The following is a 20,181-nucleotide window of genomic DNA, read 5'->3' as shown; positions in this document are numbered from 1 at the left end:
AGACGTTGGCTTTGCCCTACTCAATTTCTCTGAATTAAGCATTCTATGCAAGTTCTATCCTTGATAAGTTCTTTTGGTGAATTAGCAATTCTATGAAAACAAGAGGAAAACCAAGAAAAATCAAATTTATATAGGGAGGATACGGTATTATCATTCCAAACCCGCTACATGCCCAGAAAACAATTATGGGGCTTGAATCAACGTATGAGCTTTAAAAACGGAAAATGCGGGCCTATGCCGGAAGACTTAGAAGAACAGGTCGTAGTTACGTCCGTCATGGAGCGGTGTCGGATCTGAAAATTAAGTCTTAACATTACATAAGAAAAAGGACTTTCACCAGGTGGAGAGTCCTTTCAATTTACCGTTTTCACTGATAGACTGGTTTGGGGCGGTAACATTTTTGCAATTTTTGATACTGCCAAATGAGTGCTATGACAGTTTCCGTTTCTAGTCAAATATGTTGCGCAAGTCAATTGCTAAGTCGTCAAATAAACCGTCATTTACCATTTCGTCTTTCCCGTACACTTCCGGTTCAGTAAATACATTCTCGGAAAATTTGTAAACTTCCACAATCTTATTCAATGGATCAACTATCCAGTATTCTCGGACTCCTGACAAACGGTAGCGTCTTAATTTGACTCGTTTGTCTTTTAACGCTGTCGACGGACTCAAGACCTCAATCACAAGGTCTGGGACGCCGACACAGCCCTTGGGGTGTATTTTTGCTTGATCACATATTACAGTTATATCAGGTTCAACATAATTGTCATTTTCATCATCCAACCATACCCCAAATGGTGCGGGAAAGGCCTTGCACTCTTTACCCTTCAGATAGGTATAAAACTCACCATATAAATTTCCAACAATAGCTTGGTGCTGGGATGAGGGAGGTGGTGTCATATCGTAAATTACACTATCAATACGTTCCCAACGTTTAAACTCGAATTCCAATGGTTTTTCTTCCAAAAATAACACCTCCATTGTAAAATCATACCATAAGTTATTTGGTTTTAAAAGGCAATTAGAATCTGAATCAGACAACACATTGTTGCATAAATGTTGAGGAAAGGTGTGTGACTAAAATGGAAGACAGAGTACTATTCACTTTAAATCATATTTTACAAAAGAAGAAGAGAAAGATAACCCTGGAGAGCCGTTTGCGGGAAGACTTATTTGTGGATTCGTTAGATATGTCGATGATTATTGGAGATCTGGAGGATGAATTCGAGATAACCATTACTGATGACGAGTTTGCAGATGTGGTTACCGTCAATGACATTGTCGAAAAACTGAAAGCCAGAGGTTTATCCGATTACCGATCGATTATGAATTCGGTATGATTTCATACCCTGGACGGTTAGCCACACCCTTTAGAAAAGGTGGTAAAACTAATTTCAATGCTCCAAGCATTAGGCGTTATACTCTGTTTTGGCATAGTCAACAATTCTGTTCACTACTTCTTGTGTCTCGTGAGAATAGTATGTCATGAGCTGGAGTCCTGGCTTTTGGGGGACTTACAGGTGGTGGGACAGTCTTATAGCCTTGATAATCTCCATGCTTTAATAAAGCGAGGATGGCTAAACCGTTATGTGATCAGAAACACTAAACACGTTCAAGACTTAGTCTTTGAGTATATGCGCAGGGATGCCATTGGCGTGAAGAAATTAAATAGTTATAGCTCTCATCGAATCGTAAGTGGGGGCTAATTTAATACTATAAATCAGTCCCAGGCTTATAAGGCCTGGGGTTTTTGTTCTATGGGATGGTGGTTCATTATGAAAAAGATTGATAAATGGAATTACGTATGTAATAATAACTACAAACGTAATTCTTAATGAGGTGAAATTATGTCGGAGGTACCTAAGATTTCAGAGGCTGAGTGGGAAGTAATGAAAATAGTTTGGTCCAAGGCTGTTCCCTGTACCGCAAATGAAATTGTTGATGCTTTACGGAGCTTTTCGGACTGGAAACCGAATACTGTAAAAACCCTTATCACAAGGTTGGTAAAAAAGGGTGCCCTGGGGTTTAGGGAAGAACGTAGAATATATTGGTATTATCCCCTGCTAACCGAAAATAAGTGCATTAGGTCGGAGACTAAATCCTTTGTTAAACGGGTTTTTGGGGGAGCCATAAAGCCCATGTTAGTTACCTTCCTGCAGGAGGAGCAACTTTCCCGGGAAGAAATCGAAGAGCTTAAACGTATCCTTGAAGAAAGGAAGTGATAAAGATGTCTTATATCTTTAATTTACTTCCTGTCTTCGATTGGGTTGTTTGGGCCTCTGCTAAAGTTAGTGTCTTCATCATCTTTTTGTTATTCGTAAAATACCTATTTAGAAATAAGCTGGGAGCAACTGTGAATTACCTGCTATGGTCCGTTGTCATAGTGGGGTTACTATTACCTTGGACACCGCCCAGCTCGTTGAGCCTATACAATTTAGCCGGACTTTCAACACAAAACTCAACTGCAGTAAGGATGAGCTCTAATCTTGATCAAAATTCCGGTAAAAATATTGCTATACCTTCGAAAATCAAGGCGGCTAATGACAATAATCTTGATTTTACTGCCGGTGAATCCGAATCACAAAACAAAATAAACCTGCGGGCTATAGCTGCCTCTCCCTTAACATATCGATGCTTGTTCCTTTTCTGGATTTTAGGTATCATTGCCTTCAGTGTTTCCGCAATTGTTGTGAATATAAGGTTTTCCCGCTCTATTAAAGGTCATACAATTTATAATTGGTATACACTGGCCGGACTGGAAGGCGTAAAAAAAAGACTAAACATAAAGAGAGATATTCCCTTAACTTTAACGCAAGCCGTAGGGACTCCCTCTTTGTTTGGGTTGTTTAAACCGAGATTGTTATTGCCGGTATCCCTTTTAAACTATTTTAGTCAGGAACAGCTCAACCATGTTTTTGTTCATGAGTTATTGCACTTTAGGCACAGGGATATTGTTGTAAACTGGCTGCTGCAGGTGCTCTCAATTCTGCACTGGTTTAATCCTATTATTTGGTACGCCTTTACTAAATTACGGGAAGACCAGGAAATTGCCTGTGATGCAATGACTGTAAAATACTTCGGAGCAGATAACTCCAAGGACTATGCCGGTACCCTCATAAAATTGCTGGAAAGCTATGTCAAGCCTCCCAGAATGGCAAACCTGGCGAGCCTTTCCGGTTCAAAAGCGCTGATTAAGCGCAGACTTATCAGCATCAGCAATTTGCGCCCAAGCTCTTTAGCTTTTACGGTAGTCATTGTTGCAACTGTAATTTTAGCCGGCTTTGTGACGTTCGCCAATGCTAATAAACTTCCTGCAGCAGAGACTATTCCTTTACCGCTGTCCGCATCGGACAAACAAACAGCCGAAAATCAAACCGATCATCAAGCAGCGGGCAGTTTACCGGCCTCCATACAAGCGGTCAGCATCAGTGATGATTCGCCGGCAGGTACTTTCTGGAGTCCCAATAGTCAAAATGCGGTCTTAGCTCAAGTATCATCTTGGTTAAAGAGTGCCAAACCGTATACTGAAACAGTTCCCAATACGGATTATGTTGATAATATTGTTCACCATAATATTGGGCCGGCCGCAATACATATAGTTGGTTCAGAACAGTTTGAAACCCTGATTTATCCTGCATGGTACGTCAAAATCGACGAAAAGGCAGTTAATGGTGGCTCCATAACTCATAATATACATTACCTACAGGATGTAGTTGTTATTATTGAGGCAAGAACCAATTACATAAGCTATTTAAAATCAGGGCCCTTATATAATTGGCTGAAAAACGGGGAATGGAAGACGGAGTTTAGCCCAAACTCTGCCCTTGCTTCTCTTTACCGGACTAACGGGAATGGCCAGACATATGGTTCTGCTTTTTGTACCAGTATTATTGGCAACCCACAGCCCGAGCTGATCAGCGCTGAGAGTAGGAATGGTACTTCGGGTTACGTAAAATATGAGGATCTCATGGGGCCGCAGCCTAAAACACCTGAAGAAGCGATAGCAATGCAAAAAATGGGGATGTTTGAAAAAAGAGAAATTCCGCTCTATGCTGCAGATGGTAAAACAGTTATTGGTTCATTCTAAATTGATAGCCGGGATATTTCTGAGAGTTTGGACCCAAAAAGCCGGCTGCGTTTGTTTATTTGGATGAAGGAATAAATAAATATTTCCAAATAAGGCTTACTATGGCTTAAAATAGTCTCTTGAAAATACTATAATGTTTTAGTAAGTAACTCTTTTTATAATCTAAGGGAGCAAGAATAATGAAAAAATGGCTATTGCTTCTTATTGGCATCGTACTATTATTCTCTGTGATTGTGACAAATAATTGCCTGAAGGATACTGAGGGTAGCCTTATTTGGGCTAATAATCTTTCTGTAAACGACGTGCAGTCTATTGAAATGGTTATATCGCCATCAGAAAAGGAGAATCATTACAAAAAATTTTCAGCCGAAGAATTTGGCCCAATCATAAAAATTATAAACGCAAGTAAGGGACAAAAAGTTAACGAACCTGCTGAACTTGGCAGCACCATAACGCTGTACATCACCACCAAAGAAGGTCTGGTTCATACTTATCAAAATCTAAGAAACGCTTATCTTGTCATTGATAACGTATATTTAAGTGCTGATAATTCATGGCTTGATAACAATTTCAAAAATTTCAAAGGCGATTCTTCGCTTCCCGCTGGTTTTTTCGAACGTGTTACAGGGATTACCACCACCTATGGTTTAATGAAATTGGGTAAACATGGCGAGGTGTTAAGCCTGCTTTCCCCGTTGGAGGGTACATACAGGCAGCTTGCGGAAGTGACAGTATTCAATCACTTGCTAAAATCTACCCTATATCCTCCACAGGATATAGATTCCTTCGCTGTGTGCTATCTGTTGCGGGTAATTTATAGCGGTAACAATTCCAATGCGACGCATGATTATTATCTTTTCAAGATGAATAGCGACGCTTATATCCAAAATGGCAAAAACGGGCCTAATACAAAGGTGGACACTGAAGTGTATAATCGCATTGACACTCTTCTGAATTCCCTTGATTTTTAGAAGAGAAAATCATGTCCTTGCCCTGATGAGCCGTCGGACTCGGAGGAAGGCTTTGCAGTAATGATTATTATAAGTGTGGCGGCGGTGTGATGGGGCTGATGGGACGATATGGATTTAGTGTCAAGACTACATTAGGAGATGGTGTCTTCTGTCAAGAAAAACATCGTTTGCTTTCATCTTCTTAGCGGTGGCTCTCCTTCTAGCAGCAGGATATTTCTGTCAGGCAATGAGTAAACGGACATTAGATCAGCCGAAAGTAAGTGCTAAGCAAACAGAGAATGTTAAAGGGATTTGGCAATTTACTTCAATCCGGATGTTCAGTGAGACATCGGGCTGGGCATTAACTAATAGGGATGTTCTCAGGACCACTGATGGCGGTTTTTTGTGGCAGGCGGTTACCCCTTCGGTTGACAAGGGAGAAGCTTTCGGGCTGATTGAGGATTTTATTGATGCCAATCAAGCGTGGGTAGCAATCTCAGCGCGACATGAGGAAAAGGTTCAGATCCTGGTTTTTCACACCACTGACGGCGGCCAGACCTGGCATAAGACCGAGCTGCCGCAAGGAGGCAAAGACAGAGGTGTGTTTTATTGGGGTACGATTACTTTCACTGATTCCCGGCAGGGATGGTTGATGGCTGTTTATAGCCAGCATAATTGCCCGGCGGAGCTGTTTAAAACCATCGATGGCGGTATTACCTGGACCCGGATTGCCGGCGTTTATGACCTTGCTAAGAATGATGGTCTTCCTTTTGGAGGGAAGATCAGTTTTCCTGATCCTAAAATCGGTTGGCTGGTTGGGCGGATTGACCCTTCTATCCAGTTGCTCTACCGGACGCAAGACGGAGGCCTTACGTGGCAGAGGCAGAAATTAAAGCTTCCGGTTGGTTACGAGAGCGGTGAACTCAGTGTCGGTGATTCCCCGGTGTTCTTCTCGGCCAATGAGGGCCTGTTGTCGGCGATATATGTGCCAAAGAACGGTCAGGGCAACAGTGTAACTATTTTATACGCCACGAAGGACGGTGGACAAACGTGGCAAAGCAGGACACCCCTACAGTTCCAAGGCATTGTGGATTTCGCCGATGCTTGCCATGGCTGGAACTGGCAGTGGAATACTTCGGCCAGTAAAGAGCTCTATCATACCTCTGACGGGGGAAAAACTTGGCTTGGCATCGAGCCGGACCGGAATTTGAAACATTTTCTCGATCAGGGGCTGGATGTAACACAACTCGACTTCATAAATGATAAGACAGGATGGGCACTATTGATCTCCAATGATGGACAGTCAGTGCTTCTTAGGACGACGGACGGAGGAGACAGCTGGTCTATTGTCTATCAGCGTTAACCAGTGTGTCTCAGCATGACATAGCTAATTTAGACTATGACTCTTTCTTTAAGATTTCGAAGAATAGGCTGCAAGGATTTGTTGGATGAGATCTTGCCGGCTTTCAGGTGTTTCGATTTTGGATTACTCAGGATAAACAGATACTTGCTCAGGAGAACCTTTTTGGACACTGGGACTTTTGCAGGGCAAATCCGAATAGAACAAGTTTTGTTAAACTGCAGCTACAATGAATATTAGATTACGTAAGCCCAGGCCTGCCCCAAATATGAATGTGCATTTTGGAACAGGCCTGGGCTTATGCATTTACCACACTCGCTTGCCCGGACCTCGATCGGTAAAATAACCGGTCAGGCTGGTTTTTTAGGGAATGCGTCGCTGGCTATGGAGAAGACTTTACCGGTGTTTGTGATGAAGAAGACAGTTAAAGTTTAAATTTCTGCTGTCATTGCGCGGAGATGCCATTGCCGTGAAGAAGTTAAATAGTTATAGCTCTCATCGAATTGTAGGTGAGAGCTATTTAATACTTCTAAATTATCCCTGCTATCCTGGTTATAAAGTCTCAGTTTCAATTGTTTTCGGCCGGGAATGGCGGATATGAAAGTGATTGTGCTGCAGCTTTAAAGTATGCAGCGTCCCGCAAACCAAGCATTGTTTATTTTCACCGTCTTTGAAAGGCATCTCCCCGATATGTTTGCCGCAGCAGGTTACTTCGATGCTGATGATTTTGCCGCTATTATGGAAATTAACACGGTAGTCATTAATCTTACCTTCGTTCAGATGATCCATAATTTCTTCACCCTTTCATATAATGTTTGGCTACCCCAAATATAGCATTAGATCAAAATAGTGGCAACCTCTAAATTACCCAAGATAAGGAATAAGTTACGTAGGTTTGTTATCTCATTGTTTGGGTTTGTAATAATTGCTTATGTAGTGGCGATAAAGCCGCATAGTTACCTCTATAGCGGTTTTTGATGTGGGGCAGAGAAAAGTAACCCCTTGCAGGAGAAGTTGCCAGGGCGTTGAATATAGTTATTAAATCAGCCATAATCAATGGCCTTGACTGAAAGCGATGACACAGCGTTCCGAGTGAAAAAGCAAAGGAGTTGTTTGGAATTGTTGACGTTACTGGCAACCTTAAAAGTAAAACCCGGCAAAGAGGCCGAAGTGATTGAAATTTGTACTCAATTGGCCAAGGAAGTTCTTGCTAAGGAAAAGGACTGTTTGATGTACATACCCCATGTGGTAAAGAATGATCCGGCTGAAATCGTCTTCTTTGAAAAGTACAAGGATAAAGAGACCTTCAAAGCCCATGGAAGTTCAGCTTATTTTCAGGAAGCAGCCCGAAGGTTCGAAGACTTATTGGAGGGTAAAATCCAGGTTAAATTTCTTGAAGAAGTTTAATAGGCGGCAAGCGGGAGATTGATGCCGGATATAAAAGCAAGTAAGAGGAGGCTTTCGCGTACTGATGCGAAAACCTCATTACTTTACTTAGCCTTGTAGGGTGAAACGGAAGTTTTTGTAGTTAGCTGCTGTTCTGAAGACAGAACCGGAGAGAGTTACAGTTGAGCGGATAACAAATAAAGGGAGTGAAACTAAGGGAAATCCTAGGCTTCGCTCCTTTTTTCTTACATAGAATTGTCTGAGCTGAGGGTTATGCTTTATGGAGTAAGCTAGGCAAGACAGAACGTCTGACAGAACGTCCATGCCGATAGTGTATCGTTTAAAAGAATATTGTAAAAAAGAGTGGTTGTTGGCAGGGTTTTACAGAACAATGAAGAATTCAGACTATAGAAAGTGTTTGCAGTGATACGATCTCTTAGAAAGAGGATGCCACAAGGGTGTCCCGCGTAATAAAAAGTCAGAACTCCGCATGTCGAAAGTATCCATAAAAAGAAAGCTGAAGCAGCAAAGTTGGCGTTAATAGTTATCCCAAATAGTTATCCTAAATGTGGTGCAGAGGTTCAAAAATTATTAATGATGAGGAAGGGGTTGGCCGTCACATATTGCCGGTGCAATCATTGTGAAGCCGAGAATTGCAGCTAATGGAAACCAGAAATAGTTTCAACAGGTTACCTGTTGTGATCATCATCGCACTCATGATAATTTGTGTTGCCGGGATAATCGTTGCCTTCAATTATCATAAGATTTTTGAAACAGACGCAATCAAGGTAACCGGTAATATAAACAACAGGCAGAATGTTACGGGCGGCAATAAAACAGACGCAGGCCTTAATACCATTGACGGCATTAATTCAGCACCCAACGAAACTAATTCATCCGCCGGCAATACTTCCTCCGCTGGAAATCCAGAGCCTACTGTTGCGGAAAGAAATGCGGCACATACTGCCCATCGCTATTCTCCGGATTTTGTTCCCGGTAGTAGGTTCTCACAGAATAATCCGGAAAACGGAAAGCCTAGATATGTATATGACAGCACCAGAATTGACGCCGATGGAGATGGTGCGGCTGACGATGTGCTGCTGGTTGGCGAAAACGATGATACGAGTGCCCCTTTTGGCTTTCAAACCCGTAATTTGGCGGTGGTTGTCAGGGATGGGGTTAGCGGGAAGTTCGCTGCCTATCTATTTCCCGAAGATTTTGGGTTCGAGTTGCCGCGCTTCAGTATCGGTAGCTTCACTGCCGCCAAGAAAAACGAGATCCTGGTTTCGGTTGAAACCGGTGGCAGCGGCGGTATTGTCTTATATGCTCTGATGGCATATGAAAATGAAAAGGTAGTTTCTGTGCTATCTCAGGAGGAACTGAACAAAGGCTTGGATCTGAATATAGTATGCCTTCCCGGGTTTAAGATGAAGATTAGCGATAAAAACACAGGATTTAATTCCATCGCTGATTTTCATGATGGGGAGGCTGTTCCAATGTATATTGACAGAGGCGTCTATAATAAAGCTGGTGAATTTCTTAAAGACCAGACGTATGTTGATGGCGAGGTCATGGATGATGTGTTTATCAGTCTGGACCCTGCTGACGATGACGGTGATGGTATTCTGGAACTTCATGGCAAGCAAGGCATTTCGTTCATTGCCCATGCCAATACAGTTGCCTGGGCCGAATCGGTCTGGTCGGTAAAAGGTGGCCGGCTGAGGCTTGTCAGTGAGAAGATTGAAGCCCATAATCCATAAAATGTTAAGGGAATCTGTAAGATAAACCTACTTGTGAATAAGCTAAAATTATGAATTTACAGCTGATTATAACCGAGTGACCAGGTTGGTTGTGCCGTTGAGCTATTTTGCAAGGAAGTCTTGTGTTGCGCACGGAGGATAGAAATAGATGCTCACTCAACTACTGAAGTTAATTGTGGCTCACAAATGGGGAAAATACGTCTTTGAACCCTATCGTGAGGGGGACATTGATTTTACTCTCGTGCCGGAGGAACTGGGTTTATACATACATGTCCCATTTTGCCAAAAGATTTGCCACTTCTGTCCCTATAACAGAACTCTTTATAAATTGGAGCAGGCTGAACGGTACTGTAAAGCTCTGCTCAAGGAATTGGGGCTCCACAAGCCTTTCCTCCAAGGGAAAAAAATAGATTCCATCTATTTTGGCGGGGGTACGCCGACATTAATCGCAGACCAATTAACTGAGTTGTTGGACAAATTAAGAATGGACATTAATTTTTCTGGGGATGTAGGTATCGAAGTTCATCCACGAGAAGGGGTGAAAGAGAAGTTTCAGGAGCTTAGAAAGACTGGGATCAACCAAGTATCCATTGGCGTACAGAGTTTTAACTCAGAAGCCTTGAATTTTCTTGAAAGGGGATATGGGGCAGAGGAATGTCACCAGGCAGTACAGCTGGCCATGCAGGCGGGATTCACTACCGTTGATGTGGACTTGATGTATAATATTCCGGGCCAAACTATTGCCGGGATGGAAAGGGATTTGCATCTTTGTATGTCATACGGTGTTGATCAGATATCGATGTATCCTCTGATTGTTTTTCCGCTCACCCCGCTCCAGGACTGCATTAAGGCATCCGGTCGTCATCGTTTCGGGGAATTTCAAGAATTCGGCATACAAAAGAGGTTGGATAGATTAGCCCGGGAGTATGGATATCAGCGGACGTCGATCTGGACTTATGCTAAAAAAGGGGCTAAACGCTACACCTCAGTAACGAGAGAGCGGTTCCTTGGCTTAGGCGCGTCAGCTGCTTCGCTTTATAGTAAATATTTTTACCTCAATACGTTTAATGTGGCAGAGTACATCGAAGCTTTAGAAAATGGAAGAACCTCAATTAGTCTGGTTAACCAAATGAGTGATCGGGAACAGCAAGTGTTTTGGCTGTTTTGGCGGTGTTACGATACGAATATTTCGCGCCAAAGATTTAGTGAGTTATTTGGGAAATCTTTGGACAAGGAGTTTAGATTAATGGTCAGTGGTCTAAAGACTTTAGGTCTGGCAAAAGATCAGGAAGACGATTTAAAACTCACCCAGTTAGGGTCCTTCTGTTACCATTTCGTTGAAAAACAGTATTCCTTACGCTACCTTAATAACCTCTGGGATGCCAGCAGGCAGGAGCCTTGGCCCAAACGCTTGGAATTGTAGGGTAGGGGCTTAAAATGGACGTTTTAAAGTTTAGCTCATTGGCTCTTTCAGGACTAAAAGCGATTTTGATCCCGAGTTCACCTCCGGTTTTGGCGACGATCATTCTGACGGACCAATGCAATTTAAGCTGCCGTCATTGTGCTGTAGCCAATCAAGCGAATACTTTTGCTACATACAGCGAAACTCTTGATCTGATGAAGAAGTTAAAGGAAGAGGGAACAAAGATCCTGTTCTTCTGCGGTGGAGAAGTTTTTCTCTGGCAGGATGGCGGAAGAACTATTCATGATCTGGTGAGACTTGCCAAAAAGATGGGTTTTGTCTTGGTTTGTGTTGTGACAAATGGCACCATAGCGGTGGATATTCCGGAAGCAGATTCAGTATTTCTCAGCATTGACGGTTCAGCCAGGACACATGACCTAATTAGAGGAGAGACATTTTTCACGATCATGGAGAATCTTCAAGGAGTTAGCACAGACAATGTGGTTTTTTACATGGCTGTGAATAAGCTTAATTATCATGAAATTAGTGAGGTCACTCAGCTGGCAAGCAAACTAAAACCCGTCAAGGCCATTTCGTTTAATTTTCATACTCCCTATTCCGGAACTGAAGAGCTGAGCTTAAATAAGGAGCAGAAAGAACAGTCTATGACGACGATTAAGAAATTAATTAAAAGCGGGTACCCTGTTTTTAATTTACCCGTCGGGTTAGATCGTTATTTGCAAGGGAATTGGGGGCGTCCGTGCAGACAATGTGTTGTCTATGAAGCGGGTCAGGAGTTTGTATGTGGCCGATGCAGTGAGATACCTGATTTATGCGAGGAGTGTGGTTATTTATTTGCGGTGGAGTTCTCTTTATTATTGAAAGCCAAACCGCGAGCGGTTTGGCAGATGTTGAGGGTTTACTTGAAATATAGTTAGTCAAAGGAACAAACAAGGAGGATATTTTAGAATGAAGAAGATGAAACTTTGTATGTCGACAGCTCTGGCGCTTACATTATCTTTAACTCTTGGTTCATCAGCTTTTGCAGCTTCGTTACCAGGCATAACAAGCACAAAAAATATTTATCTGTATTCTGAAAGTAAGAGTATAATGGCTGATCAGCTGGCATCTACTGCAACCTCGAACTTATTATCTTTGGGATCACTTCATGACATAACAATACATGAACCTACTATGGTAAGTAATTTAAACTTACCCTCGAATATCTTAGTTACAACTACGGAAGGAACTATGTTAGCATCAGTACAGTGGTCTGATTATGCTGGCGTAAGTATAAATACAACGACCCAACTAAACGGCAAAGCCGTACTGCCTTCAAATATTTCCAACACTGCTAATATAAAGTTAGACGTAACTCAGAAAGTAAATTATAACGGATCGGGACTCCAAAGCAATCTAGGTGCAGTCACAGATAACAAGATAATTAATATACCTCCGGCTACAACTGTACAGGAATTTTTAAGTAACTTAACATACAACGGTACACCCTTTGATATCAAGATCTATAATATGTTCATACCGGGAGCGATAAATGACTTAACAGGCAACGGTGCATCCCTCACAGACAAAATGTCTGCAACCGTCGTAGACAGATATAACGAAACATTAGATTACGATAGTATCGTAGACGATGGAGATTCATTACAAATCTCCGATGGACTATACACGCATACTTATTATCTTAGTACCCTAGTTGGAACACCGTCAAATTCAAGTTTGTTATTATCGATAACTCCACCTCAAGCAATAGCTGTACCTATTACTGGAATAGAAGGTAATATAAACTTACCTACAATTGTGCGCATGGATACGACAAATGGGATTGTGAACTTACCTGTTCAATGGAACATACCGGAAGGTTTAAGCATATCAAAAAATGTCCAAATATCCGGCACGGTTGTAATACCAGATAATATTTATAATTTCAGTGGGGTAAAGCTGCCTGTTTATCAAGATTTGGATTATAAACCACTTGGGATTTCCAGCTCACTTGGTATGATCGGTAATAACTCTATCATGAGAATACCGGAAGGAACTACTGTATCAAGTTTAATAAATAGCTTAACTAACGCTGATTCATATAGCCTGACTTTCAAAGATAAGAACAGCAATACTTTGGGAACTGATGCCGCTATTGTAACAGGAGACAGCCTTGTAGTGACCAGTGGAAACAGTAACTATAGCTTTTATCTAGCCACTGCACTAAAGGATAATACTAATAAGGACCTTCAGAGATAGAACAGTTAAATATATAAAATGCATTATTCCAGAAAGACTAATAAAATAATCCGGCCCATATGCTTGTTGAAGTTTTGACATCAAAACGTTTTTAAAAGGTTATTAAGCACCGTTGCATAATATCCCAGCAGACAGGTTATCACCACAGGGGAATAAACAAGCTGATAATGCGTCACCACTGCGTAGATTGCGATATCGCCTGAAGGTATTGCACCAAAGTAATAAGCCCCGCGACAGGTTCTCAATGGTAGAATGCGCAGAGATTAGTTTAGGGTTCCCTGATAAAAGCTTTTTTATCAGGGAACCCTGGTTTCTAGGCCTTGTCAGATATTGTAACCCACTTGTCGTACAATAAATTAAGCTGATTTTCAATAGTCTCCCGCTCATGCTGAAACGAAGCAAGTTTTAAGGAGTCAAAAGAAATTGCAGGGTCAGACATTTGAGCTTCAAGATCAAGAATCTGTTGTTCCAGTGCGGCTATTTTCTTTTCCAGTTGAGTGGCTGATTGACACGGATCAACTGCCCTGGCGACAGACGTTTTAACTTGCTGACTCCGGTTATTAGCAAGGTTTGCCGGACGGTCTGTTTCATCTGCGATCTTAATAATTTGTTTGTTCTTTCTCTCCAGATAGTCATTATAATTGCCCAAGTAGGCAGTAACCTCGCCTTGGTCAAGCACCCAGACCTTGTGAGCCAAACGATTGATGAAATAGCGGTCGTGAGAGACTGCCAGCAGCGTGCCGGGAAACTCCTCCAAAGCTTCTTCCAGAGCTTCCCGGGAATCAATATCCAGGTGATTCGTAGGCTCATCGAGCAATAACAGATTTGGCGTTTGATACATGAGTAATGCCAGTTGCAGCCGGCTCCATTCTCCGCCGGACAAACTGCTGATCTTCTGGAAAACATCGGAACCGTAGAAAAGAAATTTGGCTAACTGTTTTCTGGCTTCCCCTTCTTCCATATTCAGTTCTGTGCGGAAATACTGAAGGACGGTTTGGTCGGATTTGAGGGGTGCACTGTCTTGGGAGAGATATCCGATGTCAACTCGTGAGCCGAGGCGTATTTCACCGTGATCCGGGTTTTCCTGGTCTAAGATCAATTTCAGAAGAGTACTTTTCCCGCAGCCGTTTTTACCGATGAGAATGATCCGTTCGCCGTAAAATAGCTGGGCACTGACTTGACTGAAAAGCGAGCGGCTAGCATAAGATTTGCTGATTCCCTCCAGTGAAATCACTTGTTTTCCGGAACGGTCACTTTGTTCGAGGTGCAGGCCGATTTTTTTGCGCTCTAAAAGCGGCTTCTTTAATTTAACCATACGGTCTAAGGCCTTTTGCATTGATGCGGCGCGGCGGTGAAAACCGGGATTCGGTGGATTGGAGCGGTTGCCCCACTCAATTAATTGTTTGATGGATTCCTGCATCTTTTTAATCTTTTTCTGTTGTTCCTGATAATTTGCAAACTCTGAGAGCAGGCGGCTCTCTTTTTCCTTCTGATAGTCAGTATAGTTCGTTTGATAGGTTACGGCTTCTCCGTCTTCCAGTTCAATGATTTTAGTGATCACTCTATTTAAAAAGTAGCGGTCATGAGAAACAACGATGACCGTGCCCCTATAGTTATTTAAAAAGGTCTCCAGCCATTCAATGGCAGACATATCCAGGTGATTGGTTGGTTCGTCCAGGATTAAAAGATCAGGCCGCGTCAAGAGTAAGGCTGCTAAACCCACCTTTGTTTTTTCTCCGCCGGATAAAGAGGAAAATGGCCGTGGATAGTAATCCGCTGCAATACCGAGTCCGTTGGCAATCCCGTCGATATGGGAAGAAATTTGGTATCCGCCTGCCTCTTCGAACTTCTCCTGAAGTTTGCCATATTCCAGCATAAGCTGACTAAGTGTATGATTCCCGGCGTTCAAGGGGTCGGACATCTTTTGCTCTAAGCGTTCCAGTTGCCGCTGCCAATCCTTTACTTCCTGAAAGCACTGTTCCAATACTTCATAGACGATCATTTTGTCGCCATATTCAGGGGTCTGAGCTAAGAAACCAATTCTGGTATTTTTGCGTAAGGCGATTTGTCCTTGTTCAGGTTGAAGAGATCCTGTGATTAATTTTAAAATTGTGGACTTTCCTGTTCCGTTACGGCCTATCAGACCTACTCGCTCTCCTTGCTTAATTTCCAAGGAGACGTCGGTAAGCACTTCATTAGCGCCAAAAGATAGTTTAATGTGTTGAAAATCAATAATCATGTTCATTCTCCTCTAGGGAAATGACACTTTCACAATTTAAGCATAAAAAAACCGCAGGGAAATGTCCCTACGGTCGCAGCTTCAATGTTTCTTTGCGGTTATGGTAGGTGTGTCATTTCGCAATTTTGTTGATCCGTACTCAGTTGCTTAAAAATGGGCATAGCTATCCCCTTAAATGAAACTGCATGCATAATTCCAAAGATTGCTATGGGCAACTGTTCAAGACGGAGCATTGCAAAATCGCGATTCATCCTACCACACCTCCTTCACTGAATGATAGGAATATAGTAACATAATTCTTGTGGAATAATCAACCAAATTTTTAGTGGTTTGACATTTTGGAGAATGATCTGTAGTCAGGCGGTTATTAATGATATACTAAAGATCAGAAACGCATAACATGAAACTTCAGCCTTAGGAGAATGCATAATTTCCTGAGGTTTTCTTTTGTTCCTGCTGGTTATGTTATCTCTTGAAACTACGAGGCAAGTTGAAAAGTATCCGGAATGGGAGTGTTTTAGTTGATGATTAATGAAAAAATGAAAAAGCTATCGCCTTCAATGGATGAATGGCTCAAAGAAGCCAAAACTGACCCGGCGGCTTTACAGGAAGGGATGTTTTTAGTTCATAATGGTGTTGTGCGCCAAACGCCTAGAGCCAAGGTGCGCCAAGGCATTGATGACGGTTCAATGGTGACGGGGATGAAATTTGCTTATGATGCGGCAAAGGTTGAGAGGGCGATTGCTGAAACCTATAAGCTGGATGGTATTTTCTATGTCAGGGTTTGGCTCAATGAAGGGCAGCTTGAACTTGGCGACGACATAATGTATGTACTGATAGGCGGCGACATCAGACCACATGTTGTTGATGCCCTGCAATTTCTGGTTGAAACGATCAAAAGCCAGTGTGTTACGGAAATTGAACAAAAATAATCAAGTAAAAGTTTAATTTATTAGCTTCTAAAGAACAATTAGGTTTTAAATAAAATAAGCTCAAAGGCAATGGTTTCATTCCGTTTTGTGCCTTGAGCTTGCGAAAGGCATGGTTATAATAATGAAAAAACGAGCATGGCGTGTCATCGGCAGCAGCCCGCTCACAGTTGGCGAAGGGAACATTAAGGGACGAATCAAGAATGTGCTGAATTTCCAAAGGTCCGCAGCATGGGCCCTGATCATTTTGGTATTGGCAGTCATCCTCTCGTCTGTATGCCTGTTGACGAATCCTGTGCAGAAGCCGGAGTTGGAGTTGGGGCTCCCCAATGCGACTTCTGTGCTTGCCATGGAAATGGAACAGATTAACGCGGGTACGAGTGATGGTCGTACGACGGTGACGGACAGCGGGGACATCAAAACCGTTCTGTCCGCTCTCTCCGGAGCCGGAAAAACTCTGACGCAATCTGTCAACGATGATCCTGCACAGGAGAATTACCTTATTGTCAGGCTGGTTCTGGAAGGGGAGAAAAAGACGCTGTATCTGTATACGCGGGGGAACGGGTACTACGTCGAGGAGCCTTATATCGGGGTATATAAATACAAGAGCGACAAGGAAACAGATGCGGTGATTCACAAAATTTATAACGACGGACTCTCAGCGGCAACTCGTTCGCTGGAGCCGCTGACGTTGGAAGACGTCCGGGAATTGGCGCGAAAAGGCGGCAATCTGGTCTTTGAGGATTTCAAGAATTTCAAAGGCACGGACTTCAGCTCCAATTTCAATTTCAATTACCACATCATGGGCTATAGTGTTGAAGGCGTTTTTCGTCTGCTTGTTCACACAGACGGCAAGCAGATTGACAGCGCGAATCTTGAAAGCATTTGGGAAAGCGGCGGCAGCGGCATTGACATTCGATATGGCGATGTTGACGAATTTATAAAGAGGCACTCTTCGTCAGAGGCGTTCAGATCCGATGGGGCGAGGGTTTCAGAGGAGGTATTTTCTTGGGGAGGAAAAAATATCAAAAAAGGAACAGCGCGCGAGGTAGTCTTAAAAATCATGAGTGAACCTGATTTTACGTTATCGGGGCTTCATGGCGACGGTTATGTGCTCGAAGACGGGTCTACAGTGGTATTTTACTATGGCACCGACGAGTTGGTATATGAGATTAAAAGATCAGATGAACCGTGGAAACTTTTAGGTAATGCTGATCTAAATAGGGACGGCTTGAAGGAAGCTATTTATCTGGATCAATCACAACGAGACAATGGATTCGTCACGCTTCATATTTGTGACAGCGACGGCAAAGATATATGGAACGAGCAGGCCGGCACTTCACATGTGGGCTGGACTTCACTTTTCTTATGCGAACAGGGCGGAGAAGATTATCTTTTGCGATATCTCCCAGGCATGTGGCAGGGGTATTGTATATATACCTATACTCTTTTCACTCTGGAGGGCGGCGTCGAGCATGTCGTGCGCAGCAGCACAATCGGGTTTGATATAAACGGCGTTAATAAACTGGACGCGCCCAATATGCTTGCCTTTGCAGAGGAAGTGAATGGGTTGCTCGCCAAGAGTACCCTTCTCCTGAGTAGTGCAGGCGGGGAATATTCCTTTGGCCCATCGTCAGCTGACCGGTTCTTGGAGAAATATTCATGGCTGGATGCTACGCCGGAGCTTTATGCAGACGGTGACGATCTTAAGACACGCTTGCTCAAATACAGCGAATATGCAGTTTCAAATCATCAACGGCAGACTGGAAGAGATCAACCCTTGCAGGAATAGGCGGGAAAAATAACTCCGGCTAAATCCTTTGCTGCGCGATAGAGAAAATGTCCTTACTTTCGATGATAGAGCCGGGAGCGCCTTCCTTGGCTACTCTGATCATGGCTCGCCCCAAAGCTTCTGTCGTTGTAACATAGTTCGGAAAAAGCCTCTTCAAGATAGGATATAGAACTCCCAACCCGGCATATAACACCCGGTACAGCTTCGTTTTCGACACGACTCCATGGAGGGGCTGAATGTAGCCTGGACGAAACATATACGCTGCCTTGAACGGTAGCCGCAACAGCGAATTTTCCGTTTTGCCTTTGACTCTCGCCCACATGACACGTCCCTTCTCGCTGCTGTCGGTGCTTGCTCCGGACACATATATGAATATCATTTCAGGGTTAAGTTTGACCAGAGTATGGGCCACCGTCATTGTAATGTCATAGGTTACCCGCAGATAGTCCTCTTCCTTCATGCCAACTGAACTAACCCCGAGACAGAAAAAGCACGCGTCATAGCCCGGTAAATTATCTTCGATATCAGACAAGTCCTTAAAGTTATTGTGGATGATCTCCTTTAGCTTTTTATGCTGCAGACCGGCGGCACTGCGTCCAACAGTCAAAACTGCTTCAATACCGGGGTCAAGCAAGCACTCCCGCAAGACACCCTGCCCCACCATTCCGGTAGCTCCCAAAATAATGACTTTCACGAAATTCCCCCCTCAACTGATAAGATATAAACTCATTCGTAATGACTACACGAAAGTGGATTATGGCAGACTAGAAGACGGCATTATTGGTGTCGATTATCTCCTTCAGTGTAATATTTTGATTAATAAATCGTTCGTTACTCTTTTCACTCTTGAGGTGCAGGGCATTTTGAGGACAGTGGTGAATACAGGCGTAACAGGAATCACATGTATGCAAAAACCGGGGTTTTCGTTCCACGACTATATTGTTTTTCGGGCAAACCTTTGCGCAAATCTTGCATCCATTGCAGCTATCTTGAACAATGAACTTTTTATCGCTGCTATCGACCATATATTTATAAGCGATATAGGTCACCTTTGAAAGAATGTTGGAAACTATACCCTTCCTGGTGAGCGAGTTTTTTCTGGCCTGAATATCCTGGACGATCTTCTTTAGGGAGCCTTCGATGTTTTTCTGCTTTTCTTTTTGGAGTTGAGCTTGTACGTCAAATCCTGGCAGATAATTATCGACCATTAATATTTCATTGGTGTAATTGAATTGTATGCCCGCTTTGGCCCCAATTTCCTCCATCTGTTTCAGCCCCGATGCTGCGATATTGCCATAGGTCATCACAGCAAAATAGTAATTCGCGCTGAATTTTGACTGGCTAATGAATTCAATGACACTTCTCGGAAGCCCAAAACAATAACACGGGAAAACAAAACCAATGGCATCGTCTTTGAATTCCCTTGTCCCTTCCCCGAGTAATCCGGGTATAGAGTGGATTTCGCGGCCAATGCTTTTAGCAACATATAAGCTGTTGCCCGTACCGGTAAAATAGAATATTTGCATGGTAATCACCTTCTTGTTTTGATATTTTTATAACCATCGAATTGTAAGAGTAAAAAAGTAGCTTAACACATCTGAATCAGTCATGGCGGGGCAAGGCAAGTAGCTTGCTCACTTCTGATGCCAACTTTTCATTGACCTTGCAGATCAGGAATTTTCCCTTCTTTTCTGTGGTAATCAAGTCTGCATTGGCCAATTCTTTAATATGATGTGAGATGGTTGGAGCTCCGATATTAAAACAGCTCATAATATCTGTTATGGCACATTCCCCGCCTGTTTCGAAACCTGCCTCGTGGGCCTGGGCAATCTTAAAATATAGTTCTAACCTATTGGGATTTGAAAGAGCTTTAAATATCTTTGCCATCTTATTTGCGTCCACATCGTCACCCCTAAGGCTATTAGCTTGGTATTAAACTTCGATAAATATCGAATTAATCCTAACCTATTGTCGTCATTTTGTCAAACTCCCGGGATTAGAATTCGCTATTACAGCA

Annotated in this window: 21 protein-coding genes; 14 read left to right on the top strand and 7 right to left on the bottom strand. The window is 42.9% G+C overall.

The genetic code is table 11. From position 1 onward, the window contains the following. Positions 1-447 precede the first annotated feature (447 nt). Positions 448-975, bottom strand: coding sequence for a Uma2 family endonuclease (locus REC12_RS06605; protein WP_308893029.1), 528 nt, complete (start codon positions 973-975; stop codon positions 448-450). Positions 976-1,082: 107 nt separating this feature from the next. Between REC12_RS06605 and REC12_RS06600 the strand changes: the two genes are divergently transcribed. From REC12_RS06600 to REC12_RS06570, 7 genes are all read left to right on the top strand, one after another. Then, positions 1,083-1,340, top strand: a complete 258-nt coding sequence (locus REC12_RS06600; protein WP_308893026.1) for a phosphopantetheine-binding protein — start codon at positions 1,083-1,085, stop codon at positions 1,338-1,340. Between the two features lie 165 nt (positions 1,341-1,505). Next, positions 1,506-1,706, top strand: a complete 201-nt coding sequence (locus REC12_RS06595) for a hypothetical protein (protein ID WP_308893025.1) — start codon at positions 1,506-1,508, stop codon at positions 1,704-1,706. Positions 1,707-1,847: 141 nt separating this feature from the next. Continuing rightward, positions 1,848-2,222 carry a BlaI/MecI/CopY family transcriptional regulator gene (locus REC12_RS06590; RefSeq protein WP_308893024.1) on the top strand — a complete coding sequence of 125 codons (375 nt, stop codon included), beginning with the start codon at positions 1,848-1,850 and terminating at the stop codon, positions 2,220-2,222. A 5-nt stretch (positions 2,223-2,227) separates the two neighbouring features. Then, positions 2,228-4,087: a M56 family metallopeptidase gene (locus tag REC12_RS06585; protein ID WP_308893023.1), complete on the top strand. Its 1,860-nt coding sequence runs from the start codon at positions 2,228-2,230 to the stop codon at positions 4,085-4,087. A gap of 179 nt (positions 4,088-4,266) precedes the next feature. Further along, positions 4,267-5,058: a hypothetical protein gene (locus REC12_RS06580; RefSeq protein ID WP_308893022.1), complete on the top strand. Its 792-nt coding sequence runs from the start codon at positions 4,267-4,269 to the stop codon at positions 5,056-5,058. Between the two features lie 226 nt (positions 5,059-5,284). Then, positions 5,285-6,400, top strand: a complete 1,116-nt coding sequence (locus REC12_RS06575) for a WD40/YVTN/BNR-like repeat-containing protein (RefSeq protein ID WP_308893021.1) — start codon at positions 5,285-5,287, stop codon at positions 6,398-6,400. A gap of 297 nt (positions 6,401-6,697) precedes the next feature. After that, the gene (locus REC12_RS06570; protein WP_308893020.1) at positions 6,698-6,832 is read left to right on the top strand and encodes a hypothetical protein; all 135 of its coding nucleotides are present in this window, start codon (positions 6,698-6,700) and stop codon (positions 6,830-6,832) included. 117 nt (positions 6,833-6,949) lie between these two features. Here REC12_RS06570 and REC12_RS06565 read toward each other — a convergent pair whose 3' ends face one another. Then, positions 6,950-7,186: a hypothetical protein gene (locus REC12_RS06565; protein ID WP_308893019.1), complete on the bottom strand. Its 237-nt coding sequence runs from the start codon at positions 7,184-7,186 to the stop codon at positions 6,950-6,952. Positions 7,187-7,516: 330 nt separating this feature from the next. Between REC12_RS06565 and REC12_RS06560 the strand changes: the two genes are divergently transcribed. The 5 genes from REC12_RS06560 to REC12_RS06540 all read left to right on the top strand — a co-directional run bounded on the left by REC12_RS06560 (position 7,517) and on the right by REC12_RS06540 (position 13,204). Continuing rightward, positions 7,517-7,804 carry a putative quinol monooxygenase gene (locus tag REC12_RS06560; protein WP_308893018.1) on the top strand — a complete coding sequence of 96 codons (288 nt, stop codon included), beginning with the start codon at positions 7,517-7,519 and terminating at the stop codon, positions 7,802-7,804. 641 nt (positions 7,805-8,445) lie between these two features. Then, entirely contained in the window at positions 8,446-9,543 is a 1,098-nt protein-coding gene (locus tag REC12_RS06555; protein WP_308893017.1) for a YybI family spore inner coat protein, read from the top strand. 148 nt (positions 9,544-9,691) lie between these two features. After that, positions 9,692-10,966: a coproporphyrinogen-III oxidase family protein gene (locus REC12_RS06550; RefSeq protein ID WP_308893016.1), complete on the top strand. Its 1,275-nt coding sequence runs from the start codon at positions 9,692-9,694 to the stop codon at positions 10,964-10,966. A 14-nt stretch (positions 10,967-10,980) separates the two neighbouring features. Next, positions 10,981-11,883: a radical SAM protein gene (locus REC12_RS06545; protein ID WP_308893015.1), complete on the top strand. Its 903-nt coding sequence runs from the start codon at positions 10,981-10,983 to the stop codon at positions 11,881-11,883. Positions 11,884-11,914: 31 nt separating this feature from the next. After that, on the top strand, positions 11,915-13,204 hold the full coding sequence (locus tag REC12_RS06540; protein WP_308893014.1) for a hypothetical protein: 1,290 nt from the start codon (positions 11,915-11,917) through the stop codon (positions 13,202-13,204). Between the two features lie 313 nt (positions 13,205-13,517). Here the strand turns inward: REC12_RS06540 and abc-f are convergent, their stop codons facing one another. Both abc-f and REC12_RS06530 read right to left on the bottom strand, forming a co-directional pair. Further along, positions 13,518-15,443, bottom strand: coding sequence for a ribosomal protection-like ABC-F family protein (gene abc-f, locus REC12_RS06535; protein ID WP_308893013.1), 1,926 nt, complete (start codon positions 15,441-15,443; stop codon positions 13,518-13,520). Positions 15,444-15,541: 98 nt separating this feature from the next. Next, positions 15,542-15,694 carry an RAxF-45 family protein gene (locus tag REC12_RS06530; protein WP_308893012.1) on the bottom strand — a complete coding sequence of 51 codons (153 nt, stop codon included), beginning with the start codon at positions 15,692-15,694 and terminating at the stop codon, positions 15,542-15,544. Between the two features lie 273 nt (positions 15,695-15,967). Here REC12_RS06530 and REC12_RS06525 point away from each other — a divergent pair, with 273 nt between their 5' ends. Next, positions 15,968-16,375, top strand: a complete 408-nt coding sequence (locus tag REC12_RS06525) for a molybdenum cofactor biosynthesis protein MoaE (protein ID WP_308893028.1) — start codon at positions 15,968-15,970, stop codon at positions 16,373-16,375. Positions 16,376-16,496: 121 nt separating this feature from the next. Beyond that, the gene (locus REC12_RS06520) at positions 16,497-18,164 is read left to right on the top strand and encodes a DUF5301 domain-containing protein (RefSeq protein ID WP_308893011.1); all 1,668 of its coding nucleotides are present in this window, start codon (positions 16,497-16,499) and stop codon (positions 18,162-18,164) included. 19 nt (positions 18,165-18,183) lie between these two features. Here REC12_RS06520 and REC12_RS06515 read toward each other — a convergent pair whose 3' ends face one another. From REC12_RS06515 to REC12_RS06505, 3 genes are all read right to left on the bottom strand, one after another. Then, a complete protein-coding gene (locus REC12_RS06515; RefSeq protein WP_308893010.1) occupies positions 18,184-18,858 on the bottom strand; it encodes an NAD-dependent epimerase/dehydratase family protein in 675 nt (224 codons plus the stop codon). Between the two features lie 70 nt (positions 18,859-18,928). Continuing rightward, a complete protein-coding gene (locus REC12_RS06510; RefSeq protein WP_308893009.1) occupies positions 18,929-19,690 on the bottom strand; it encodes an EFR1 family ferrodoxin in 762 nt (253 codons plus the stop codon). A 76-nt stretch (positions 19,691-19,766) separates the two neighbouring features. Continuing rightward, entirely contained in the window at positions 19,767-20,051 is a 285-nt protein-coding gene (locus tag REC12_RS06505; protein WP_308893008.1) for an ArsR/SmtB family transcription factor, read from the bottom strand. Positions 20,052-20,181: the final 130 nt, after the last annotated feature.

The organism is Candidatus Desulfosporosinus nitrosoreducens (assembly GCF_030954495.1).
GTDB lineage: Bacteria > Bacillota > Desulfitobacteriia > Desulfitobacteriales > Desulfitobacteriaceae > Desulfosporosinus > Desulfosporosinus nitrosoreducens.
This window is presented reverse-complemented; position numbering and strand designations above follow the sequence as displayed.